The following is a 23,181-nucleotide window of genomic DNA, read 5'->3' on the forward strand; positions in this document are numbered from 1 at the left end:
GGCATGGTTAAATAAAAGACAAAGGAGGCGCCCCGTCGATCTCACATCAGCACGCCAAGCGGATATGCCGGCGACAAAACGGACCTCAACGGCGTTCTTGCGCCCCAATGCAATATCGCAAGCAAACGAGATCGATGCCCGGCCGGGCCGGATTTTGTCGAAGGCGGGCGCTTTTGCATCAGTCGTCCCCGGCGGATCGCCCGCGTTCCAATGCCTGCAGCATCGGATAGATGCTGAACGCCCCGCGGACGGCCTTTTCGGTGAGATCGCGCAGGTAACCGCCGGGCGAGCGGATGGCTTCGCCCCGCTGCAGGAGGACGGCGATCACCACCGCGGCCGCCTGTTCACCCATCGCGGCCTTGGCCTTCTGCCAGGCATCGGGCGAAATGCCCAGCATGGAGCGCACGAGATCGGCCGCCGCCAGAAGATCGGCCCAGCTTGTCAGGCCGTCCCGTCCATAATCGGCGATGTCGGGGCAAAGCCTGACCAGCCGGCCAAGGCTGATCGCCATTTTCTGTTCCGGCGCCGGCCTCGCCTCGTTCACGGCCTTCGCCTTTTGAGTTTCTCGGCCGTAGGATTCAAGATTCTGGTCTGTGTTTGAATTCTGTATATGCTGCTCGGTTTGAAGGTCATTGCCGCTCATTTCTTCTTCCGAAAGGCTTGAGAGGTAAGCGCTTTCCACTTCGGCCCGAAGGCGCAGCAGTCCCTCGCGCCGCGCCGCGAGGAGATCGCCGGCGGCGCGGCGGCCGAGGCCGGCGGAAAGGTCTGCCAGGCGCGCGGAATAATCCAGCCAGTCGCCGGCCCTGCCCTCCTCCAGGGCCGTGGCGAGGATCTTGGCGATGTCGCGCTGGTGCAGCGTCACCTCGCCGCGCAGGGCCCGCACGGCCCTGTCCTCGGCCCGCACGGCCTCCGCCGCCTCGAAGATCTCGCCGGCCCGCAGCGCCAGCGGCGCAAGGTCGAAGCCGAAGGCATCCTCCAGCGCGCCCGTCTCGTCGCGGCGGCAGAAGCGCTTGCCGTTGGCGCTGTCGCGGCGGAAGATCAGGCCGGCCTCGACGAGCGCCGCAAGATGGCGGCGGATCGTCGCCGGGGCCATGCCCCGCGCACGCAGCGAAAGCTCACGATTGGACGGGAAGACGATGATCGGCGCCGCGCCGTCGAGCTCCCGCTCGGCGACGAAGGAAACGAGCGCCTCCAGCACGCTGATCGTGCGGTCGCCGATGCCGTAGGCCCGGCGGGCCTCCGTCACGGCGCGCATGAGCTGCCACTTGTCGGCGCGCCCGGTGTCGTTGCCGCCCGCGCCGGCGCGCAGCTTCTCCTGCCGCCCGGCCGCCGCGCGCTGGCGCAGGAAAAGGCGCGCACTCATCCGTCCGCCGCCGAAAGGCGTCGTTGCAATCTGCTCCATCATTGTCGGGTCCCCTTTTCCGAGGCAAGGAGGTCCCGTCGACGCCGGCCATCAGGCAGACGAAGTCCTTCATTTCGTGCGGCGATCAGGCCGGACGACTCTTGACTTTGACTGTTGGAAGTGATTCTCTCGAATTGCTACATAGAAGAGGGCTTCCGAAATGGTGACGTTTTGGGGGCCTTTTTTCTTGTCTCCGCGTTTCCTTTCGCTGGTTTCTCAGGTGTTTGCCGGCCGCTCAGGCGGCCGAATCACATGTGTTCGCGCTCAGTCCCTGCCCGCCTTTTCGGCCAGGAAGACCGCATAATCCTCCCGCAGACGGCCCGTCAGCGCCGCGATGAAGGCCGGATCGACATCCTTCGCGAAGGAAAGGCGCACCGCCCTGCCCTTGCGCTCGACCGTGGCAAGCAGCGCGCCGTCGGCCCGCACGATCTTCTCTTCGGCCACCACCGGCGCCTTCTGCGCCGGGCGCAGCAGCCGGTCGAACAGCATCTGGAAGCGCTCGTCGCTTGCCGCCGCCGCAAAGCGCTCGGAGGTCGTCTCATCGGCCGCCTTCTCGATCTCCGCCCCGTTGCCGTTGGAAAACAGCGTGCCGAGCGCCATCCAGCGCTCGCGCCCCGCCTTCGGCGCCGGGCCGATCGCGCGGATGAAGCGGAAGGGCACCGCCTCGGCCACCTGCAGCAGCCGCGACAACTCGCTCTTCTGCACGGTCAGCGCATCGCAGACGAGCCGGCGCTCGAAGCCGCGGCCGACCAGCGTATGGGCAAAGAGCGCGCGCTCGATGAAGCTCAGATTGCGCCGCTCGGCATTCTCCTTGCCCTGGGCGAGCACCAGCTCGTCGTCGGTGAGCGGCCGCACGATCGCCTTGACCTTGATGCCGAGGCGGTGGGCGGCCTTCAGGCGGCGATGACCGTAGGCAACCTGGTAGCGGCCTTCGCCCTCCCCTGCCCCACCCGCCGCCGGCGAGGGGCGCACGAGGATCGGCACCTGCTGGCCGTTCTCGCGCATGCTCTCGACGAGGGCGAGGAAATCCGGATCGTCGCGCTCCTCGTCGGAAAGGCGGTCGCTGACGAAGGAGACGTCGATCCGACCGGTATCGAGCGAGACGATGCGCTCGCCCTCTTCCAGCGCCTGGCGCAACGCGCGCGCCTCCTCCGCCTCGCGGGTGATGGAGGAGAGCGTCAGCCCCATCGCCTTGACGGCGCCGGAGGACGCGCGGCCGGGGACGGCGGGCGTCTCGGCGCCGGGAAGCGACTTCGTCTCGGGCGCGCGCTCGGGGCCGGCGGGCAGGATGTCGCCGCCGAACAGCGCCTTGATCGAATTCTTGCGGTCGCGGCCGGTCATCATGCACGACCCCATGCGCTGTGGACGAGCTGCTCGATCTCCTGGTTGACGGCTTCGAGCGAATCCATCGCCCGGTCGTAGGTGCCGCGGGAGAAATTCTCGCGGCCGACCTCGTAGAGCGTCTGCTTGGTGAGGCCGGCATCGGAGACGGCGGTGGATTTCAGCATGGCCGCGGTCAGCACGCGGTTGCCGAAGAGCGAGCGCAGGAAGCCGACGATCTGCGCCTGCGGCCCGTCATGCGGCTCGTAGCGGGTGACGAGGTAGCGCAGGAAATCGAAATTGAGCTGGCCGCCCGCCTCGCGCACCACGCCGAGCAGGTCCGAGGTCATGAACAGGAACTGGCTCATCGAGGCGACGTCGAGCATCTGCGGATGCACGGTGACGATGACCGAGGTGGAGGCGCAGAGCGCCGAAAGCGTGAGGTAGCCGAGCTGCGGCGGGCAATCGATGACGACGACGTCGTAATCGTCGGCGACCGAGGCGAGCGCCGCCTGCACGCGGGTGAAGAACAGGCCGTGCGCCTCCCCTGCCCGGCGCTCGGCGAGCGCGCGCGGCGTCGCATGCTCGAATTCCTGCAGTTCCAGATTGCCCGGCACGAGGTCGAGATTGTGGAAATAGGTCTTTCGCACGATGGCGGAGAGCGGGCGGGCCTCGCCGTCATAGCGGATCGCGCCGTAGATCGTGTCGTTGCCGGCCAGGTCGAGCTCCGGCTGGTAGCCGAAGAGCGCCGAGAGCGAGGCCTGCGGGTCGAGATCGATGGCGAGCACCCGGTGGCCGGTCATGGCGAGGTGCTGGGCAAGGTGCACGGAGGAGGTCGTCTTGCCGGAGCCGCCCTTGAAATTGGTGACGGAGAGGACCTGCAGGTGCTCACCGCGCGCCGGATCGCGCCACTTCACATAGGAGCGGGCCTTCGCCGCATTGCCCTTGGCGCGGGCCTGTTCGGCAAGGTGATGGCGCAGCGCATCGATGTCGGCGAGCGAATACATGCGCCGCCCGCCGGGACCCGTGGCCAGTTCCGGTCCCTCTCCCGCCAGCGAGATCTGCCGCAGGTAGCCGTCCGAAACGCCGATCAGCCGCGCCGCCTCGCCCGAGGTGAAGCTGCGCAGGGTCTTCTGCGAGGTCGGCGGGAAGAGCCGGTCGCGCATCGCCTGGAGCTGCACGGACAGCGCCTGTGCATCCTCCGCAATGGTTTCGTCGGCCGGGCGAAGCGTCGACATGGATTCTCCCAGGGCTGTGTGCGACGGCTTGGCCATCGGCAGTCTCCGTTCATTCCCGACCCGCGGCCCCTCATGGTCCGGCGGATCGCCTTGCCCATAGTCTCCCCGATTCTCCACCCCGGGGATATGCGGGGACGGAAAAATCTACAGAGGCTTCCGGCAGTTACGGCAAAAAACACAATCTTTGCCCAGTTCCGTAGGAGACGGTGGGACAGGTTGCGAGTCGCGTCAAGCGTTTTTTGGTTAACGAGCCCTTAACGGAGGAGGGCCGGAGTCCCGGAGAATCAGGGTTCATGCGCATCTTGCGGGATCGTCGTCCACCGGATTCTGGCTCCGCCGCGCGTAAGGCGGGACGACCGCTGCCCCAGGCCGCATGCCGATCCTCGGCCGATTCGCGTCCCCGCCTTGCCGGCCCGCGCCGTTGACAACTGTCAACGGCGCGGTCCATCAGCATCGTGAATCGATGCGCCGTCATCGATTCCAAAAAGGCGTTGGACGGGATTCGCTCCACAGGCGAGACTCGCCCCATGGAAGAGACGAGGTCAAGCCATTTCGAGCGCCGCGATGCGGCCCGCAACATGCAGCGCTTCTACCGCCTGACGGTGACGCGCGATCTCTTCGGCGCCGTGCTGCTGGTGCGCGAATGGGGACGCATCGGCGCCTATGCCCGCGAGCGCAGGGAGGTCAAGGCAAGCCTCGCGGACGCCCGCCGGGACGCCGCGAGGCTTGCCGCGCAAAAACAGCGGCGCGGCTACCGCGCCGTCGAGGACGGGGACCGGCGTTGATACCCCTTGAGAAGGGCTTTTCGGCCTTGTCGCCGAAGCGCCGGAAAGGTTGCTGGTTCGCCGCGTCGCGCGACGATCTCTTCCGAGAGCCCCCAACATGCCGGCGCTCATCCTCACCGACGGCCCGCTGATGATCGAAAACCCGGCCATCATCGACTGGATCGCGTCAAGGCTCGACGGCGCTGCTGCAGCGCCGCCGTGCCTTTCGAGAAATCGGGCCGCGTGTCGCACGGCCCGGCTCCTGTTTACTTGCCGCCCCAGGCGGCCGGATAGTCCGGCAGCTTTTCGCAGCCGCACATGGCGTGGTGCAGCGGCGGCATCTTCTCGTTGACGTACTGGTCGAGCGTCTCGGCGGTGATGGATGGCTGCGGCATCACCCATTCCGGACCGGGCACGGCCTCGCCGTTCAGCACCTTGACCGCGGCGATGATCGGCGTGCGCCACTGGTAGGTCGGATAGGTCGGGGCGATCGCCTTGAAGCCCTCGGCCTTCCATTTCATCAGGAAGTCCTGCTGGTCCTCCCCGGTGATGATCGGCAGCGGCAGGCCGGAATCCTCGAAGGCTTCCAATGCCGCGACAGCGGTCGCGCCCGCATCCATCCAGATCGCATCGATCGAGCCGCGTTGCAGATAGTCCTCGACGATCGACTTGGTCTTGGCATTGTCGCCCTCGGTGAATTCCTCGCCGATGACGTTCAGTCCCTTCTCCTTGAAGATGCGCTTGGCGGCGGAGGCGCGGGTCTCCAGCACGTCGACGCCGGGCACGATGCGCAGCATCAGCACGTTGGCGCCAGCCGCGGCGTTGGCCGCCACGAACTCGCCGGCCTGGATGCCGAAACCGTAGCCGCCGACCGGATGGATGAAGGTCACCGGGCACTTGGTGTTGACGCCGCGGTCGAAGACGATGACCGGCAGCCTGGCGCAGGCCTTCTCGACAGCGGGGGTCAGGGCGGCGGTGGTGTTCGGCGAGACGATCAGCACCGAGCACTTGCCGCCGTTGATCAGGTCGTCGATGTCGGAAATCTGCTTGTCGTCGGAACCTTCGGCATCGACGTGGATGAGCTCCTTGATCTCCGGATGCAGCTTCACCTCGGCCTGCATGTTGGTCCAGCCGGTCACGCGCCAGGCATTGTTCACCCCGGCATTGGAGAAGCAGATCGTATGGGGACCGTCCTTCCTGTACTGCGCGGTGTCGGCCATCTGGTCACCGTAATATTGCACCCATGGCTCCCCCTCCGGGCCATTGGCCTTCGCCGTCAGCATCTCGCGCTGCCTGGCGAATTCGGCGGGGTCGTCGAAGTTCAGCTGTTGGGCCTGCGCGGTGCCCGCAAAAAGGGCAGCCGAAACAGCGGCGGTCAGCAGTCTTTTCATGTCTCACTCCCGTTGATCATGATGTTCAGTTCCTCCCGGCGGCCTTGCGGCCGACGAAATTCAGGTCCCGCCGGCGCGGTTGCGCCGGTAGGTGGCAAGCACGACGGCGACGATCAGGATCAGGCCCTGCACGACATCGCGCACCGGCTTGGGCAAGCCGATGAAGTTGAGCAGCGTGAAGATGGCGGTCAGCGTCAGCGCACCGGCGATCGACGCCGGCACCGAGCCGCGCCCGCCGAGAAGCTGCGCCCCGCCGATGACGCAGGCGGTGATCGCCTGCAATTCGTAGCCCACGCCGACATCGGTCGACACGCCCGCAAAACCGCCGAGCAGGATGCCGGCCGTCACCGCGCTCAGCGACGAGATGACGAAGGCGATGATGCGTACCTTCTCGATCGGCACGCCCGACATCTGGGCGGCCCGCGGATTATCGCCAAGCGCATGCAGCATGCGCCCGAGATTGGTGCGGTGCATGAGCCAGAACAGCACCGTGCCGACGACCATGAGCACCAGCAGCGCCACCGGCAGGAACTGGACGAGCGGGATACCCTGGAGGTTCACGCGCCCGAAAAAGCGGAACGTCTCCGGCAGGTAGCCGCGCGGCGAACCGCTCGACCACATGAAGGCCGCGCCGTTCAGCGTGATCATCATGCCGAGCGTGGCGATCAGCGAGGGCACCCTCAGGAAGCTGACGACGACGCCGTTGACGACCCCCACCGCCAGCCCGACGGCATACATGACCGGGATCACCCACCAGGTCGCATCGGCATTGTTGTCGAGCAGCATGGAGGAACCGACCACCGTCAGGGTGATCAGCGAGCCGGCGGACAGGTCGAAGCCGCCGGAGACGATGACGTAGATCTGGCCGGCCGCGAGGATGGCGAGCGGCGCGGCACGCTTCAGGAAATTCATGTAGCCGGTGGGCTCGACGAAGTTCGGGTTCGACAGCGTGATGGCGACGAGAAGCGCCGCCAGCACGAAGAAGACGGGATTGATCTTCGGCAGGCGCCCCGCCCTGGCCGCGGCGTGCGTCTTTGCGGAGCCGGCGGTTTCCCGGATCATGCCACTATCCTCTTTGAACGTATGGCGTAGAAGGCGACGGCGGCGACGATGATGATGCCGCGCATGACCTGCTTGGCGAAGGCGTCGACGCCGGCCAGGTTGAAGATGGAGTCGATCAGCGAGAAGATGATCACGCCGGCGACGGTGCCCCAGATCCCGCCCTTGCCGCCGGACAGGATCGTGCCGCCGATGACGACGACCGCGATCGATTCCAGGTCGTAGGCGCCCTCCGTGCCGATCCAGGGCGAGCCGGATTTCAGGCGGCTGGCGAGATAGAGACCGGCCAGCGACGCGCACAGGCTGCAGATGATATGGCTCGCCATCACCACGCGCGTCGTCTTGATGCCGGCCGCGCGCGCCGTGTCGCGGTTGCCGCCGACCGAATAGATGTTGGAGCCGAAGCGGGTGAAGCGCAGCACGATCCATGCGGCAAGGACGAGAAGCGTCAGCACGATGAGGCTGACCGGCAGGCCCAGCACCGCGCCATAGGCGAAATACTGGAACGCATCCGGCACCGAACCGCCGAACCGGCCGTGGAAGGAGGCAAGGCACCCCTGGATGATCAGCGCCATGCCGAGCGTCGCGATCAGCGGATTGACCTCCAGCCGGGTGATCATCAGCCCGTTCAGCGTGCCGACCAGCGCCCCCATGAGAAGCACGGCAAGAACGGCCGGCAGCATCATCGCCGGATCGCCGTTCATGATGGCGGAGGCGACCACCGCCGATGCCGAGATCAGGTGCGCCACCGACAGGTCGATGGAGCCGACGAGGATGGCGAAGGTCTGGCCGACGGCCGTGATGCCGAGCGCGATGGACCGGTTGAGGATGGCGATCGCCGCTTCCGGCGTCAGGAAGCGCGTGAGGCCGAGGCCGAGTGCGATGGCGACGTAGATGGCGAGCGCCACGCCGAGCAGCAGCGCGGGTGCGTAGCGTTCCATGCGCCGGGCCGGGCGCTTGACGAAAATTGCCGTGCTCATGCCGCGACCGCCTCCTCGCCGGTTGCCGCCAGCATGATATCCGCCTCGCTGACGCCGCGCGGGAACGCCGCCACGAGTTCCCCGCTGCGCATGACGAGGATGCGGTCGGACGCGCCCAGCACTTCCGGCAGGTCGGACGAGACCATCATGATGGCCGCGCCCTTGCGCGCCAGATCGCGCATGAGATGGTAGATGCCGGCCTTGGCGTTGACGTCGATGCCGCGCGTCGGCTCGATGAAGATCAGCAGGCGCGGCGCCAGCGCCAGCCAGCGCGCGACGATGGCCTTCTGCTGGTTGCCGCCGGACAGGGCCTTGATGTCCTGCGAGAAGCTGCCGGCGCGCACATCGACATTGCGCAGCAGCGTCTCCATTTCCTCTGCCGAGACGAAGGGCGTGGCGTCGGCCTTTGCGGAAAGGCCGGACAGTGCCCGCGCCGTCAGCATGCCGTTGTCCGAGACCGACTGCATCAGCACCAGCGCCTCGGCCTTGCGGTCTCCCGGCAGGAGGCCGACGCCGGCGCGGATGGCCTCGCGCGGACTGGTAAAGCGTGCCGGCGTGCCGGCGAGCGTGACCTCGCCCTCGGTGAACGGCGTAAACCCGAATATCGCCTGGGCGAGCGCGACGCGCCCTGCCCCCTGCAATCCGGCAAAACCGACGATCTCGCCGGCGCGCAGATCGAACGACACGGATTTCAACCGGTCATTGCCGGCGTTGCGCACGCTGAGCACGACATCGCCGATCTCCTCCAGCCTGGCCGGCTCGGCATAGAAATCGCCGAGGTCGCGGCCGACCATGGCGCGCACGATCGCATCGGGCTCCGGCACATGGTCGAAGCTCGCCGCCGTCTCGCCATCCTTGAGCACCGTCACCCGGTCGGCCAGCCGCGTGATCTCACGCATGCGGTGGGTGATGTAGACGATCGCCACGCCCCTTTTCCTCAGCGTGTCGACGAGGCCGAAGAGGACCTCGCATTCCGCCTCGTTCAGCGCGGCGGTCGGCTCGTCCATCACGATCACCCGCGCATCGAGCGACACCGCCTTGGCGATCTCGACCAGTTGCTGGCTGGCGACGTCGAGGTCGGCCACAACCGTGTCCGGCTCGATGCGGTGCGCCGAGCCGAACAGCGCGAGCACGCGCCGCGCCTCGTCGTTCATCGCCCTGTGGTCGATCAGGCCGAAGCGCGTCGGCTCGCGACCGAGGAAGATGTTCTGCGCGACCGTGCGCTCCGGCAGCAGGGAGAATTCCTGGTAGATCACGGCAATGCCCGCGCGGATCGCCGCCAGCGGATGGGTGAAATGCCGTTCCGTACCGCCGACGATCACGGCGCCGCCATCCGGCCGGTAGAGGCCGGAGAGGATCTTCATCAGGGTCGACTTGCCGGCGCCGTTCTCGCCGGCAAGCGCGTGCACCTCGCCGGAAAAGGCCGAGAAGCTCACGCTCTTCAGCGCCTTCACGCCGGGGAAACTCTTGGTGATGCCGCGCATCTCGATTGCGGGACTGCTCATGCTGCTGCCCATGTCTTGCGAATGAAGGTTGCGCTTTCGGAGAAAAGCGTCTCGAAATCCGGGAACAGCGGCCGCCAGACGCGGGTCGCCGTCGCGATGGCCGGCAGTCCGGCCCCGAAGGCCTCCAGCGTCAGCCAGCCGTCATAACCGATCTCCTTCAGCACCGTGAACATCGCCGGAAAGTCTATGTGCCCGCGCCCGGGGATGCCACGGTCGTTCTCCGAGACATGGAAGACGCCGATATGCTCTCCGATCAGCCGGATGGCCTCCTGCGGCCGGCGCTCCTCCACATTGGCGTGGAAGGTGTCGTACATGATCTTGAAGGCGGGATGCCCGACCCGGTCGACATAGGCGCGGGCCTGTTCCATCGTGTTGAGGTAATAGGTCTCGAAACGATTGAGCGGCTCCAGGCTCAGGTGCATGCCGCTGGCCGCCGCCCGCTCGGCCAGCGCCCGGTGCGCATCCGCGCCGTATCTCAGCTCGTCCTCGCTGGCGCCCGCGCCGGTGAAGAAGCCGATCGGCGCATGGAACGGTCCGCCCATGCTTTCGGCGCCGAGCGCAATGGCGCAATCGAGCGCCCAGTCGAGATGGGCAAGGCCGCGCGCGCGCATCGCCGCATCGAGGCTGACCGGATTGGCGTCCGGCGTCGGCACGATCGACGTCGTCGACCGGCCGAGGCCGAGGGCATCCAGCCTCCTGCCCAGCCGCTCGTAGTGTCCGACCTCGCCCTTGAGGACCGGCACTTCGACGCCGTCATAGCCGAGGTCGCGCAGCCGCCCGATACTGTCGAGATGACTCTCCTCGACGAAATCGGTCAGGCAAAGGAGATTGATGCCGAGTTTCATGATGCGCTCAATGCAGCCTGATGCCGAGATCGCCGCAGGTCGCGCGGAGCCAGGCCAAGGATTTTTCAATCATCGCGCCGGCGGTTCCCTCGCATTCGAGGCTGAGCACGCCGTCATAGCCATGGTCGCGCAGTATCGCGAGGCAGGCCTTGATGTTGTCCGCATTGACGCCGTCGCCCAGCGCGCAATGGCTGACCGCAATGCCGGTCTGCCCGCCGCGCACCGCATCCGCCAGCGATTGCGACACGTCCTTGACGTGGACATGGCTCACCTTGTCGATGAAGCGCTGCAGGAATTCCGTCGGCTCCTGGCCGGCGATGAAGGTGTTGCCGGTGTCCATGTTCAGGCGCAGCCACCTGGAATCGACGAAGGCCAGCATGCGCTCCATGAATTCCGGACGGGTGGTGAAATATCCGTGCGGCTCGATGTTGACGATGATCTCGTGCGCTTCCGCGACCTCGATGATCGTCTCGTAGCTGCGCTTCATCAGCGCCATCGATTCTTCCTCGGAAAGGCCCTCGGGCATATGGAGGCCGTCGGTCGTATCGACGCAGGGGCTGCCGGCCTGCGCGGCCCAGGCGATCGACTTCAGCACATAGGGCACGCCCCGCAGCGGCCCGTCCTTGCCCGAAAGCGGATAGGCGGCATCGACCTGGGAGAAGCGCACGCCGTAGCGGTCCATCTTCCGGCGCAGCAGGACAGGATCCTCGTAAAGCGCGACATGCGGCTGATAGCCAAGCCCGTGGATCCAGCTCACGCCGTCGATCAGGCCGCATTCGATGAAGTGCACATCATTGTCGCTCGCCCACTGCAAGCATTTTTCGAACGACCAGTAGGCCGAGTTGAACGCGTCCGTGTGGAAGCCTATCCGCACCGGCAAATCCTCCCAATTTCTCCTCCATACCGTTGAACTTCAACGGTAATCACCAGCGCCTCCATTTTGCCGCTTGATGATGGCGCAGCATTGCGCAATAAATCCCTGCCCGCGTTCGAAATAGAGGACTGGTAAATTTCAAACACGGGCGGAGGAGATTTCATGAGCAAGACCAACAACGAACGCGCCGTGAACCGGCCGGCGGTTTTCCGCGAGCCGGGCGCGCTGCTCTATGCCGGAAACTGCCAGGACCTGATGAAAGCGTCGCTCGCCGGGCAGGTTGCGCTCAATGCGTGGACACGGCGCGGCTATCCCGGCATCGACCTCGGCAAGGCCCTGCCGCAGGTCTGCTCCGTCGGCGGCTGGGATGCCACGACCCCGCAGGACTGGGGTCTGCGCGAGCATTGCAACGAGGGCGTCAAGATCGCCTATCTCGCACGCGGCTCGCTGACGATCACCATGGATGGCCGCAAGACCACCATCAGCGAGGGGCAGATGTTCGTCGTGCGGCCCTGGCAGTTGCATGCGCTCGGCGATCCCACGATCGGCGCCAGCCACATCATCTGGGTTCTCATGGACATGGGCGTGCGCCGCCCGCACGAGAGCTGGCTCTGGCCCGACTGGATCGGCTGGCCGGAACGGGACCGCAAGCGGCTGAGCGAACTCCTGTCGAAAAACGAGCAGATGTCCTACCTCGCCTCACGCGACGTCGCCCGCACCTTCCTGGAAATCCACGAGGTGGTCGCGGGAGGCGATATCGAGGGCGGCGAGGCACGGTTGCGCCTGCTGATCTCGATGATGTTGCTGCAGTTCCGCCAGATGCTGGAAAGCCAGTCGCCCGTGCTGGACCTTGCGCTTGCAAGCTCCAAGCGCACGGTGGAGATTTTCCTGAAGCGGCTCAGGCATGCGCTCGACGAAGACTGGACGCTGGAAAACATGGCCGCCGAGTGCAATCTTTCCCGCACCCAGTTCACCCAGCATTGTCAGGTCCTGACCAACATGACGCCCGTCCGCTACCTGCAGATGCTGCGACTCAATGCGGCGCGCGAGCTGCTCGAAAACGGTCAGCATTCGGTTACGCACGTCGCCTTTGACTGCGGCTTCTCCTCCAGCCAGTATTTCGCCACCTGCTACAAGAAACGCTTCGGCTTCTCGCCGATCGAGACGCCCCGGCCGCAGGTATCCATCGCCAATTGAGCCACAGGCTCGAATGCATGGCGTTACCGAGCGTGATGCGCCGCACGGGATCGTGCGTCGGCCTGACCGGCGTTACCGGTCAAGGTCGCCCTGATCGAGACCGAAGTGATCCAGCACCAGTTGAAGATTACGGCGGTTGGATTTGAAATAGACATCGAAGACGTCGCCCAGCACCGGCACGCTTCCCGCGACCGTGTCGAAGCCGACATTGACCAGCATCCTGACGAGCTTGTCGTTGGGCACGCCAAGGCGGCGGGCCTCGTTGACGATGACGAGGCTGACGGCCGCGGCCGCGAAATCGCCGATGCCCGGGATCAGCCCGAGGACCGAGTCCGCCCCGAGCGAGATCCGCGTGCCCGGAACGCGAAGCGCCGTGTCCATCAGACGCGCCAGTCCGCGGATCCGTCGAAGACGCGTCAAATGCTCGATGGGTATGTCGTGCTTTTTCATTCTCCTTATGTGGTCTCCGCGCCCTGGCATTCAAATGTCATGCCGCAGCCTTGTGCTTGCCGAGGCAGCCACCCCGGCGACGATGCGCGGGCGCTTCGCCCCGGGGTCATTCGTGCGGCCTGGCGGCATCGTCAGGATCATCCTTGAAGGTCGACATCGCGCGAAGGGTCACGAAGGTCACCACGGAAAGCACGATTGCGGTATCGTAGGATCCGAGACCGACGGCCGTGCCGATGGCACCCGTCGCCCAAAGGCTTGCGGCCGTCGCCGTTCCGCGCACGCTGTTCTTCACGACCAGGATTGCCCCTCCGCCGATAAAACCCATACCCGTTATCAGCCCTTCCACGATGCGTGCGGTCGCTTCCGCATTGCCCTGAAGAAGCGGCTCGGCGGCCTGTACGAAGCCGCAACTCGCGATGGCGACGAGGGGAAAGGTTCTCAGCCCTGCGCTGCGTTCGTGCCTCTCGCGGTCCCACCCTATCGGAAGCGCAAGAATATAGGCGGTCAACAAGGTAGCGAGGTGAGGAAGCACGTCGAGATTGACGCCGATTGTCTGCAGCCACTGCATGGAGGATCCGGGGTTCGGGTTTATTCCTGACGTGCGAAATAGCCGCCCTCGTCATCACGGCAAGGTCACGGCCAGTCACATCTTTGTTTTGGAACCATTCCAAGTCACCGCGGTTCAGACCTTTGGCTGAGGGAGGAGCGACTTGGCGACGCGTCGACAGTTCATTCATTCGATTTTGTTTGCAAGCGCAGCGATTGCTGCGCCTTCGGCTTTCGCAAGGACGATATCCGGAATCCCGTGGGTTGCGGGCATGGCGGACCAGCCTGCGCTGCCGGACCCAACCCGGACGTTCTTCACTGCGGCCGAGCGCGCCTGCGTGCGCGCCATCAGCGCGCGCCTGATACCCTCGGACGACACCGGTCCGGGTGCCGAGGAGGCCGACGTCGTCACCTTCATCGACCGGCAGCTTGCCGGCTTTTATGGCCGCGGCGAACGTTGGTACACGAAGGGCCCTTTCTCCGAAGGCACGGAGCAGCAAGGATACCAGTTCGAAAGCCCGCCGGCCGGGCTCTACCGCAAGGCGCTCGCCGCGCTCGACGCGCACTGTCGCAGGACCCATGAAGGAAAGGCGTTCGACGAACTCGGCGCCGAGGTCCAAGACGGCATCCTCACGGCCATGGAGGAAGGCGAACTCGAATTCGAGGGCGTCGCGGCGACGGCCTTTTTCGAACTCGTTCTCGACAACACGATCGAGGGCTTCTTCAGCGATCCGATTTATGGCGGCAACCGGGACATGGTCGGCTGGCGCCTCGTCGGCTTTCCCGGCGCGCGCTACGACTACCGCGATTACCTCGACCATGACGGAAAACGCCTCGACATCCCTCCCGTCGGCCTCGCCGGACGGCCGGAATGGAAAACCCCGTAGGAGGAGGCGAAGGCATGGCGAAAAAATTGCCGCCGGTGGATGTGGTGCTCGTCGGCTTCGGCTGGACCGGCGCGATCATGGCGCAGGAACTGACGGAGGCCGGCCTTCAGGTTCTGGCGCTCGAACGCGGCGGCTGGCGCGACACGCCGACCCACTTTCCGACGACGGTCGCGCCCGATGAACTGCGCTTCTACTGGCGGCACGAGATGTTCCAGGACACGGCCCGCGAAACACTGACCTTCCGCAACAACGACAGCCAGACGGCCCTGCCGATGCGCCGCTGGGGATCGTTCCTGCCCGGCAGCGGCGTCGGTGGAAGCGGCGTGCACTGGAATGGCCAGACCTTCCGCTTCCTGCCGTCGGATTTCGTCGCCGCCAGCCACAATACCGATCGCTACGGCCCGCTGCCGGAGGGCATGACCGTGCAGGATTACGGCGTCACCTATGACGAACTGGAAACCCATTTCGACCGCTTCGAGAAGCTCTGCGGCATCGGCGGCAAGGCCGGCAACCTGCGCGGCGCGCTGCAGGCGGGGGGCAATCCGTTCGAGGGCCGGCGCAGCGACGACTATCCCAACCCGCCCATGGAGATGACATTCGCCCAGAAGCAGTTCGGCATGGCGGCGAGGGAACTCGGCCTGAACCCCTTTCCCGCGCCGTCCGCGAACATGAGCCGCCCCTATACCAATCCGCTCGGCGTGCAACTGGCGCCCTGCACCTATTGCGGCTTCTGCGAGAAATACGGCTGCGGCAACTATTCCAAGGCCATTCCGCAGACGACGATCCTGCCCGTCCTGATGGGAAAGCACAACTTCACGCTGAAGACGCACAACGAGGTGCTGGAGATCACGCGCGACAGCAGCGGCCGGCGGGCGACCGGCGTCACGCATGTCGACGTGCACGGCGAGGTCTTCGAACAGCCGGCTGAGATCGTCATCCTCTGCGCCTATCCCCTGCAGAACGCCCGGCTGATGATGCTCTCCGGCATCGGAAGGACCTACGATCCACGCAGCGGCGAAGGCCTTGTCGGCAAGAACTACTGCTATCAGGTGGTCTCGTCCGTCGATGTCTTCTACGAGGACAGATACACCAACCAGTTCGTCGGGGCCGGCGCGCTCGGCATGGTGATCGACGAGTACAACGGCGATAATTTCGACCATGCCGGGCTCGGCTTCATCGGCGGCGGCTACCTCGCCTGCTGGACGACCAATGCGCGGCCCATCGAAACGCACCGCACCCCGGAAGGCACGCCGGAATGGGGCGCGGGCTGGAAGAAGGCCGTCAAGGAGAACTTCCTGAAATCGACCGGCGTCTCGACCCACGGCGCGTCCATGGCCTATGCGCAGAACCGCCTGGACCTCGACCCGACCTATACGGACGTCTACGGCCGGCCGCTCCTGCGCATGACCTACGATTTCACGCCGAACGACCGCGCCATGACGGCGTATCTCACCGAACGCGCCACGGAGATCGCAAAGCGGATGGGCGGCCGGGAGATCAAGGTGAATGCGCGCGAGGGCGCCTACGATTCCATGCCCTACCAGACGACGCACAATACGGGCGGCACGATCATGGGCAGCACGCCGGCAAACAGCGTCGTCAACCGCTACCTGCAAAGCTGGGACGTGCCAAACCTCTTCGTGATGGGCGCGGGCGTCTTCCCCCAGAATGCCGGCTACAACCCGACGGGCACCGTCGCCGCGCTGACCTACTGGGCGGCCGAGGCCATCAAGTCCCGCTATCTTCCAGATCCCGGCCCGATGGTGCGGGCATGAGGAAGAGCGCGTCCTTCCTTGTCGCGGGCTCGGCTCTTCTCGGGGCGGTCGAAGCCGCTCGGGCCAACGATTTCGCTGCGGTCGAACGCGGGCGCTATCTCACACAGGCCGGCAATTGCCAGGGCTGCCACACGCCTGCGGGCGAGGAACCCTTCGCCGGAAGCCGCCCGCTGGAGACACCCTTCGGCGTGATCTACACCCCCAACATCACCTTCGACACCGAGACCGGCCTCGGGCGCTGGACCAAGGACGATTTCTGGCGGGCGATGCACGAGGGCAAGGCGAAGGACGGGTCTCAGCTCTATCCCGCCTTTCCCTACCCGCACTTCACGAAGATGCCGCGCGAGGATGTGGATGCGATCTACGCCTATCTCGCGACGCTCGAACCGGTGCGCAAGAAGAGGCCGGAGAACGAACTGCCCTTCCCGCTGAACTGGCGCTTCACCGTGAAGGGCTGGAACATGACGTTCTTCGAACCCGGCGTCTTCCGGCCGGATCCCGAAAAATCACAGGCCTGGAACCGGGGGGCATATCTCGTCGAGGGCCCGGGGCACTGTTCGGGCTGCCACACGGAGAAGAACCTCCTCGGGGCTGACAAGAAGGGCAGGCACCTGGCGGGCGGCAGGCTGGAGAACTGGTCGGCGCCCGATATCCGCGCAGGACGGCACGGCGGGCTGGAGAAATGGTCCGAGGAGGAGATCGTCGAGTTCTTGCGAACCGGGCGCAATGCCCATAGCGCCGCATTCTCGATCATGTCCGAGGTCATCTCCTACTCCACGCAGCACATGGCCGAAGCGGATCTGAAGGCGATCGCCACCTATCTCAAGGACCTCACGGGCGAGGAACGCGCAGCACCGCGAAAGCCGGCCGACGCCGTGATGACGGCGGGCGCGGCGATCTATCTCGACAATTGCACGGCCTGCCACGTTTCCGATGGCAGCGGCGTTCCCCGCTTCTTCCCGCCGCTCGCGGGCTCCGGCAAGGTGAACAACCCCGATCCGACGACCGTCATCCGCGTGCTCCTCGAAGGCGCGCGGGCGGTGCCGACGAAGACGCATCCTTCGCCGCTCACCATGCCTGCCTTCGGCTGGAAGCTCGACGACGATGAAATCGCGGCGGTTGCGACCTATGTCAGGTCGAGCTGGGGCAATTCCGGCGGCGCAGTGGAGGCGGACGAGGTGCGCAAGCTGCGCGGCCTGCTTGCAGAAGGTCCGCCATGATGGGAGCTCCGAGGGAGACGACGATGCCGCAGGCCATCTACGACATCTATTGCGGCCCCGCTCCCGATCTTGCGTCCCTGCCGTGGCGCTGGAACCTCGATCCCCTATTGCTTGCCGCATTGGCCGTGCTCGCGCTCGCGCTTTTCCGGAACGGGGGTGAGCGTGTCTCCGCGGCGCTCGGGCTCACGGTCCTCGTCGTCGCCTTCGTCTCGCCGCTCTGCGCGCTGGCCTCGGCGCTGTTTTCCGCGCGCGTGTTCCATCATGTGCTGCTGGTCGCCGTCGCAGCGCCCTTCCTGGCCCTGGCGCTCGGCCGCGCGCCCTGGCTCGCGCGCGCGCCGCAATTCGGCTTCGCCGCCCATACGCTGCTGTTCTGGCTCTGGCATTCGCCGGCCGCCTATGGCTTTGCGCTTTCGTCCCACACCGCCTACTGGCTGATGCAGCTTTCCCTGCTGGGCTCGGCGGTTTGGCTCTGGGCGGCGGCCCTGAATCCACGCACGCCAACTGGCAGCGCCTGCGCCCTTCTGTTCGGCTCCGTGCTCCAGATGGGCATGCTCGCCGCGCTTCTCACCTTCTCCCGCGCACCGCTTTACGACGCGCATTTCGCAACGACCGCGGCGTTCGGCCTGACGCCGCTCGAAGACCAGCAGCTTGCCGGCGTGCTGATGTGGGTTCCGGCCGCAGGCCCCTATCTTCTCGCGATGCTGTGGCGCATCCGCGCGGTCCTTTCGGAACGCAGCCCCGATCGGCGGGCTCCATGATCGCGCTCACCAAGTTCATGCACATTGCAGCGATCGCGATCTGGGCTGCGGGCGTGGTCAGCCTGCCGGGCCTTTACGTGCAGAGGGCCCATGTGAAGGACGAGGATGCGCTTCTGCGTCTACAGCGGCTGGTGCGGTTCGCCTATGTAGCCGTCATTTCGCCGGCCGCTTTTCTCGCCGTTGTCACGGGAACGGCGCTGATCTTCCTGCGCCAGACATTCGAGCCGTGGTTCTCGGTGAAGCTCGCCTTCGTCGGCGTTCTCGCGACCTTCCACGTCCTCACCGGGCTCGTCGTCATCCGGCTCTTCCGCAAGGGGGAGATCTATCCGGTCTGGCGCTTCGTCACGGCAACGGTGCTCAGCGGCGCGGTCGTCGTCGCGATCTTCTTCATCGTCCTCGCCAAGCCGGCCATCGACCTTGCCGTTCTCGACGTCCTTGCCGAACCCGGCGGCCTCAAGCGTCTCTATGACGAATTCAGTCCTTGGAGGAAACCATGAGGCCGACGCCGTGATCGAAGATAAGCTTGCCCCCGTGCCAGCCGGCGATCCCCGTAAGAACGGCGGAAAGCCCCGACAGGAACAGCCCCTGCGGCAGGACGTCGAGCAGGTTGGTCGCGCGCACGCCCCAGTTGGCACCCATCACGGCGATGAGGGTCATGGCCGCGATGGCATGCGCCCAGCTTGCAACGCGCGCGCGGATGCCCGGGACAAGCAACAGTTCAGCCGTTCCGACGGCACCGGCGGCCATGCCGAGGAAGAACGCGCCGCCGGAAGACCAGAGCCCGACACGAAGCCAGAATGCATCACCCGTCCACCAGTAAAGGAGGTCCACACCGAGCGTGGCAAAGACGAAGGCGATGGGAAAATGCACGCTCATGGCATGCAGCGGATGGCCACTGATCGCAACGAGCGAACTCGCATCCTTTTCCTCCACCTTCTGGATGACCGGATTTCCCTGATCTCGCGTTTCTTCCATGCGCGTTCTCCCTTCCGGCCGATAACCATGCGGCGCGCCATCGGGTTCCGCGGCGTGCTCGCCTTTTCCTCGGTCCTTCCGCTCGCCGGCTGCACGGGCGATCTTTCCGCGCTCGATCCGGCCGGCCCCTTCGCCGCCGCCATCGCGGATCTCTGGTGGCTGATGCTGGCAGGCGGGGCGGCGATCTTCCTTCTCGTCCTCGGGCTGTTCCTGCTTGTCCTCTTCAGGCCGGGATCGGGACGGCGGATATCGCCCTCCCGCTGGATCTGGGTCGGCGGCGTCGTCTTTCCGCTCGTTACGCTGGTCGCGCTCATCGGCCACGGCCTGATTCGCGGCGAGTACATCCTCAACCTGCGGATCGGCGGCGATCCTGTCGAGGTGGAGGCGCGCGGCAGCATGTGGCACTGGGAGTTCCGCTATGCGGACGGCGCGCGCGCAAGCCGCGGCGTTCTTCATATTCCGGTGGGCAGGACGGTCGTGGTGACGGCAACCAGCGAAGACGTGATCCATAGCTTCTGGGCGCCGCGGCTCGGCGGCAAGATCGACGCGATCCCCGGCCATGCCGCCACCGTGCGCATCCTCGCCGACCGCCCCGGCATCTACGGCGGCATCTGCTCGGAATATTGCGGCACGGGCCATGACGGCATGCGCTTCGAGGTCCATGCGCATCCGGCCGAGGCGTACGAGGCGGTGCTGGCCGGCCTTTCGGGCGAACGGGAGGCGGCGCGATGACCCCTTCTCGTCATAAAACGGCCCTGCGCCTCCACCGGGAACTGACGGACATCTGGGCCACGCCACCGGGATGGGGCCGCCTGCAGGCGGTCAACCACACGGTCATCGGCAAGCGCTTCATGCTGACTGCGCTCGTCTTCTTCGCCATCGGCGGCGTGCTGGCGATGCTGATCCGCACGCAGCTTGCGACGACGCAAAGCGCTTTCCTCGACGCCGCCGCCTATGCGCAGGTCTTCACCATGCATGGCGTGGTGATGATGTTCCTTTTCGCCATACCCTTCTTCGAGGGGCTGGCCATGTATCTGCTGCCGAAGATGCTGGGCAGCCGCGACCTCGCCTTCCCGCGCATGTCCGCCTATGGCTACTGGTGCTACCTTTTCGGCGGCATGTTCCTCGTGGGCGCGCTTGTCGCCGGCGTCGCGCCCGATGGCGGCTGGTTCATGTACACGCCGCTCTCCTCGGCAACCTATACGCCGGGCGTCAATGCCGATGTCTGGCTGCTCGGCATCACCTTCGTCGAAATCTCCGCGCTTTCCGCGGCGATCGAGATCCTCGTTTCCGTGCTGAAGCTGCGCGCGCCCGGCATGTCGCTGACGCGGATGCCGATCTTCGCCTGGTACATGCTCGTCGTCGCGGGCATGATGCTGATCGGCTTTCCGCCGCTGATCCTCGGCTCCATCCTCCTGGAGGCCGAGAGAGCCTTCAGCCTGCCCTTCTTCGATCCGGCCCGCGGCGGCGATCCGCTGCTGTGGCAGCATCTCTTCTGGCTGTTCGGCCATCCGGAGGTCTACATCATCTTCCTGCCGGCCGCCGGCGCCCTTTCGACGATCATACCGACGCTCGCCCGCCGCCCGCTCGAAGGCTACGAGATCGCCGTCGCGGCGGTCATCGCCATCGCCTTCCTCTCCTTCGGCCTGTGGGTCCACCACATGTACACGGTCGGCATTCCGCATGTCGCCCTCTCCTTCTTCTCGGCGGCGAGCGGGCTGGTCGCGGTCCCGACCGGCGTGCAGATCTTCGCCTGGCTCGCGACGCTCGCGCATGGAAAGCCACGCATGTCGGTGCCCATGCTGCATGTCTTCGGCTTCCTGTTCGTCTTCGTGCTGGGCGGGCTGACGGGCGTGATGCTTGCCATGGTGCCCTTCGACTGGCAGGCGCACGACACGCATTTCGTCGTCGCGCATCTCCATTACGTGCTGGTCGGCGGCTTCGTCTTCCCCATGATGGCGGCCGCCTATTACTGGCTGCCGCACATCTTCGGCCGGCAGTCCGTGCAGCATCTCTCGCACGCCGCCTTCTGGATGATCTTCGTGGGTTTCAACCTCACCTTCTTCGCCATGCACCTCACGGGGTTGCGCGGCATGCCCCGGCGCATCTCCACCTATCCGCCGGAGGCCGGCTGGGAGACGCTCAACTTCGTCTCTTCCATGGGCGGCTTCATCATGACGACGGGCTTTGCCCTCGTGGCGCTCGACTTCCTGCTGCTCGCCGTCTTCGGCAAGCCCTTTCGTCGCAACCCCTGGCGGGCGGGAACGCTGGAATGGGCGATGCCGACACCGCCACCGGCCTATGCCTTCGCATCGCTTCCCGAGATCTCGGCGCGCGCGGACCGGCTCGACCCCGACCGGCTCGGGCCGGCGCTTGCAGCGGGAAAAGGCTATCTGGGTTCCACCCGTCACGGATGGATGGAGGTTCTCGGCGTCGACATGGTAACCGGACGGGCCGAGCAGGTCGTCGTCCTGCCCAACAGAACCTGCCTTCCCCTGCTGACGGCGCTCGCGAGCGGCAGCGTCTTCGCGCTCCTCCTCCTGAAGCTCTATTGGCTCGCCCCGCTGGCTCTTCTCGTCGTGGTCGCGCTGTTTCTGCTATGGACCCGCGATTGCGGTCTGACGTCCGATCTTGCCGACCTGCCCGTCGGCCATGGTCCGAACCTGCCGCATCACTACCATGCCGAAAGACCGCCATCCTACTGGGCGATGGTCTTCACCCTCGCCGCCGACGCGACGCTCTATGCATCGCTCCTGTTCGGGGCACTCTTCCTCTGGCTGTCCGCCCCCAACTGGCCACCCGGCCTCGACATCCCCGTCGATGCCTTCACCTGCGTGGCGGTCGTCGCGGCCTTGGTCATCGCGGCAGCCTTCGGCCGCCAATCCCTTTCCGGCAATGACAGGGTGGCGAGAAGCCTGTGCTTTGCCGCGCTCGCCTATGGCGCCGCGCTGATCGTCCTCGTCGCCTTCCTCGTCGGCATCCATGGCGCGGCGACACGGCATGCCGCCGTCGCCAGCATCTTTGCCGTCAAGAGCTACGCTGCCCTTCACATTGCCGTCGGTCTCGTCCTGTCGTTGTTCTGCTTGTGGCGCATCGGAAGCGGACATGTTTCCGCCCGCAGGGATCTCGACCTGCGTCTCGGCCGGCTCTGGCATATGTTCACCTTGATCACGGGCCTTGCCGCCATGGCCTTCCCGTTCATCCTCACACTCCTGGCCGGCGGAGCAGGCCCATGAGCGGAAATCCCCTGTTTGGTCTCTTCGCGGCCTGGATCGGCTGGGCCGGCGGCTTTCTCATCCTCTACGCCCTTCAAGCGACCGGCTGCCGGGCGGGTTGGGACAGCCACATGATAGGCGCGGTCTCCACGCTCCGCCTGCTGCTGGTCGCGACCGCCTTGACCATCGTCTTCGTCCTCCTCGGGCTTTCATGGAAGGCGAGGCGGAACGGGCCGGCATCGCCGCTGGCGAGGATCGGCGCCCTGGCAAACGGCGCAGCGATCCTCGCCACGCTGTGTTTCGCCGGCGTCCTGTGGCTGGGCATGTGCGCGTAACCTGGAAGAGACCCCCTGATAGGCAGGCATAATTTGATGCAGGCGGAACAAATTGTTCCTGTCGATGTTCCTGCGATACTGATTGCGTCGGGGTCCGTAGCAGCCGCTCGCACCGACCACGCTTGCCTCGACATTGGCTGTTTGAGCGGAGGCAAGGCGATGCCGAAATTCTATTTTCACGTAAGGACCGCTTTCACCTTCCACAGGGACCTGGAAGGCAGTGTCCTCGCCACCATGGACATGGCGAGGCAGCAAGCGGTCGCCGCCGCACGAGAGATCTTGTCCCACTCTGTCGCGCGTGGCCAGACGATAGACGGGCGCTCCTTCGAGATCGTCAACGAAGACGGCGTGATACTTGAGATCATATCCTTCATGTCGGCGATCCGGCGTGGCTGATTTCGCGGATGGGCTGGTCATTCGCAACCCCGGCGCCGGATGCAACAAT

The 23,181-nt window shown here is 65.7% G+C and carries 23 protein-coding genes; 11 read left to right on the forward strand and 12 right to left on the reverse strand.

Annotation, left to right across the window (positions count from 1 at the left end; genetic code table 11):
• Positions 1 to 178: 178 nt before the first annotated feature.
• The 3 genes from repC to repA form a co-directional block, all read right to left on the reverse strand.
• Complete coding sequence (gene repC, locus EV665_RS15345) at positions 179 to 1,405, reverse strand: plasmid replication protein RepC (protein WP_133034732.1); 1,227 nt, start codon at positions 1,403 to 1,405, stop codon at positions 179 to 181.
• Positions 1,406 to 1,666: 261 nt separating this feature from the next.
• Positions 1,667 to 2,743 carry a plasmid partitioning protein RepB gene (repB, locus tag EV665_RS15350; RefSeq protein ID WP_133034795.1) on the reverse strand — a complete coding sequence of 359 codons (1,077 nt, stop codon included), beginning with the start codon at positions 2,741 to 2,743 and terminating at the stop codon, positions 1,667 to 1,669.
• Positions 2,743 to 3,996 carry a plasmid partitioning protein RepA gene (gene repA / locus EV665_RS15355; protein WP_064333438.1) on the reverse strand — a complete coding sequence of 418 codons (1,254 nt, stop codon included), beginning with the start codon at positions 3,994 to 3,996 and terminating at the stop codon, positions 2,743 to 2,745. Before repA ends, repB begins: the two co-directional genes overlap by 1 nt.
• Positions 3,997 to 4,487: 491 nt before the next feature.
• On the opposite strand from repA, the gene EV665_RS15360 reads away from it, so the two are divergent.
• The gene (locus EV665_RS15360; RefSeq protein ID WP_133034733.1) at positions 4,488 to 4,745 is read left to right on the forward strand and encodes a WGR domain-containing protein; all 258 of its coding nucleotides are present in this window, start codon (positions 4,488 to 4,490) and stop codon (positions 4,743 to 4,745) included.
• 245 nt (positions 4,746 to 4,990) lie between these two features.
• Here EV665_RS15360 and EV665_RS15365 read toward each other — a convergent pair whose 3' ends face one another.
• The 6 genes from EV665_RS15365 to EV665_RS15390 are packed head-to-tail and all read right to left on the reverse strand — an operon-like array spanning position 4,991 to position 11,378.
• Entirely contained in the window at positions 4,991 to 6,115 is a 1,125-nt protein-coding gene (locus EV665_RS15365; protein ID WP_064333436.1) for a substrate-binding domain-containing protein, read from the reverse strand.
• Positions 6,116 to 6,175: 60 nt separating this feature from the next.
• Positions 6,176 to 7,177 (reverse strand): ABC transporter permease, encoded by a 1,002-nt coding sequence (locus EV665_RS15370; RefSeq protein ID WP_064333435.1) that lies wholly within the window; start codon positions 7,175 to 7,177, stop codon positions 6,176 to 6,178.
• Positions 7,174 to 8,154: an ABC transporter permease gene (locus EV665_RS15375; RefSeq protein ID WP_133034734.1), complete on the reverse strand. Its 981-nt coding sequence runs from the start codon at positions 8,152 to 8,154 to the stop codon at positions 7,174 to 7,176. The genes EV665_RS15370 and EV665_RS15375 overlap by 4 nt, the downstream gene beginning before the upstream one ends.
• Positions 8,151 to 9,659, reverse strand: coding sequence for a sugar ABC transporter ATP-binding protein (locus EV665_RS15380; protein WP_133034735.1), 1,509 nt, complete (start codon positions 9,657 to 9,659; stop codon positions 8,151 to 8,153). The genes EV665_RS15375 and EV665_RS15380 overlap by 4 nt, the downstream gene beginning before the upstream one ends.
• Positions 9,656 to 10,504, reverse strand: coding sequence for a sugar phosphate isomerase/epimerase family protein (locus EV665_RS15385; RefSeq protein WP_133034736.1), 849 nt, complete (start codon positions 10,502 to 10,504; stop codon positions 9,656 to 9,658). Before EV665_RS15385 ends, EV665_RS15380 begins: the two co-directional genes overlap by 4 nt.
• A gap of 7 nt (positions 10,505 to 10,511) precedes the next feature.
• Positions 10,512 to 11,378 carry a sugar phosphate isomerase/epimerase family protein gene (locus EV665_RS15390; RefSeq protein ID WP_162853069.1) on the reverse strand — a complete coding sequence of 289 codons (867 nt, stop codon included), beginning with the start codon at positions 11,376 to 11,378 and terminating at the stop codon, positions 10,512 to 10,514.
• Between the two features lie 162 nt (positions 11,379 to 11,540).
• Here EV665_RS15390 and EV665_RS15395 point away from each other — a divergent pair, with 162 nt between their 5' ends.
• Entirely contained in the window at positions 11,541 to 12,575 is a 1,035-nt protein-coding gene (locus EV665_RS15395; RefSeq protein WP_133034738.1) for an AraC family transcriptional regulator, read from the forward strand.
• A 72-nt stretch (positions 12,576 to 12,647) separates the two neighbouring features.
• On the opposite strand, the gene EV665_RS15400 is transcribed toward EV665_RS15395, so the two are convergent.
• Positions 12,648 to 13,025 (reverse strand): DUF4112 domain-containing protein, encoded by a 378-nt coding sequence (locus tag EV665_RS15400; RefSeq protein WP_133034739.1) that lies wholly within the window; start codon positions 13,023 to 13,025, stop codon positions 12,648 to 12,650.
• Between the two features lie 106 nt (positions 13,026 to 13,131).
• Positions 13,132 to 13,593: an MgtC/SapB family protein gene (locus EV665_RS15405; protein WP_064333429.1), complete on the reverse strand. Its 462-nt coding sequence runs from the start codon at positions 13,591 to 13,593 to the stop codon at positions 13,132 to 13,134.
• Between the two features lie 250 nt (positions 13,594 to 13,843).
• On the opposite strand from EV665_RS15405, the gene EV665_RS15410 reads away from it, so the two are divergent.
• The 5 genes from EV665_RS15410 to EV665_RS15430 are packed head-to-tail and all read left to right on the forward strand — an operon-like array spanning position 13,844 to position 18,708.
• Complete coding sequence (locus EV665_RS15410) at positions 13,844 to 14,458, forward strand: gluconate 2-dehydrogenase subunit 3 family protein (RefSeq protein WP_210234640.1); 615 nt, start codon at positions 13,844 to 13,846, stop codon at positions 14,456 to 14,458.
• A 14-nt stretch (positions 14,459 to 14,472) separates the two neighbouring features.
• On the forward strand, positions 14,473 to 16,233 hold the full coding sequence (locus EV665_RS15415) for a GMC family oxidoreductase (RefSeq protein ID WP_133034741.1): 1,761 nt from the start codon (positions 14,473 to 14,475) through the stop codon (positions 16,231 to 16,233).
• Positions 16,230 to 17,453, forward strand: a complete 1,224-nt coding sequence (locus EV665_RS15420; RefSeq protein WP_133034742.1) for a c-type cytochrome — start codon at positions 16,230 to 16,232, stop codon at positions 17,451 to 17,453. The genes EV665_RS15415 and EV665_RS15420 overlap by 4 nt, the downstream gene beginning before the upstream one ends.
• Before the next feature lie 23 nt (positions 17,454 to 17,476).
• The gene (locus EV665_RS15425) at positions 17,477 to 18,211 is read left to right on the forward strand and encodes a cytochrome c oxidase assembly protein (protein ID WP_133034743.1); all 735 of its coding nucleotides are present in this window, start codon (positions 17,477 to 17,479) and stop codon (positions 18,209 to 18,211) included.
• Positions 18,208 to 18,708 carry a CopD family protein gene (locus tag EV665_RS15430; RefSeq protein ID WP_064333424.1) on the forward strand — a complete coding sequence of 167 codons (501 nt, stop codon included), beginning with the start codon at positions 18,208 to 18,210 and terminating at the stop codon, positions 18,706 to 18,708. Before EV665_RS15425 ends, EV665_RS15430 begins: the two co-directional genes overlap by 4 nt.
• Here EV665_RS15430 and EV665_RS15435 read toward each other — a convergent pair.
• Positions 18,686 to 19,186: a DUF2231 domain-containing protein gene (locus EV665_RS15435; protein ID WP_064333423.1), complete on the reverse strand. Its 501-nt coding sequence runs from the start codon at positions 19,184 to 19,186 to the stop codon at positions 18,686 to 18,688. The genes EV665_RS15430 and EV665_RS15435 overlap by 23 nt on opposite strands.
• 27 nt (positions 19,187 to 19,213) lie before the next feature.
• On the opposite strand from EV665_RS15435, the gene coxB reads away from it, so the two are divergent.
• From coxB to EV665_RS15455, 4 genes are read left to right on the forward strand one after another with little or no spacing between them, the layout of a single operon-like run.
• On the forward strand, positions 19,214 to 19,918 hold the full coding sequence (gene coxB / locus EV665_RS15440; protein ID WP_133034744.1) for a cytochrome c oxidase subunit II: 705 nt from the start codon (positions 19,214 to 19,216) through the stop codon (positions 19,916 to 19,918).
• Complete coding sequence (gene ctaD, locus EV665_RS15445; protein WP_133034745.1) at positions 19,915 to 22,422, forward strand: cytochrome c oxidase subunit I; 2,508 nt, start codon at positions 19,915 to 19,917, stop codon at positions 22,420 to 22,422. The genes coxB and ctaD overlap by 4 nt, the downstream gene beginning before the upstream one ends.
• Positions 22,419 to 22,736 carry a hypothetical protein gene (locus EV665_RS15450; RefSeq protein ID WP_133034746.1) on the forward strand — a complete coding sequence of 106 codons (318 nt, stop codon included), beginning with the start codon at positions 22,419 to 22,421 and terminating at the stop codon, positions 22,734 to 22,736. Before ctaD ends, EV665_RS15450 begins: the two co-directional genes overlap by 4 nt.
• 36 nt (positions 22,737 to 22,772) lie before the next feature.
• The gene (locus EV665_RS15455) at positions 22,773 to 23,132 is read left to right on the forward strand and encodes a DUF6894 family protein (RefSeq protein WP_133034747.1); all 360 of its coding nucleotides are present in this window, start codon (positions 22,773 to 22,775) and stop codon (positions 23,130 to 23,132) included.
• Positions 23,133 to 23,181: the final 49 nt, after the last annotated feature.

This window comes from Shinella granuli, from assembly GCF_004341885.1.
Lineage (GTDB): Bacteria > Pseudomonadota > Alphaproteobacteria > Rhizobiales > Rhizobiaceae > Shinella > Shinella granuli.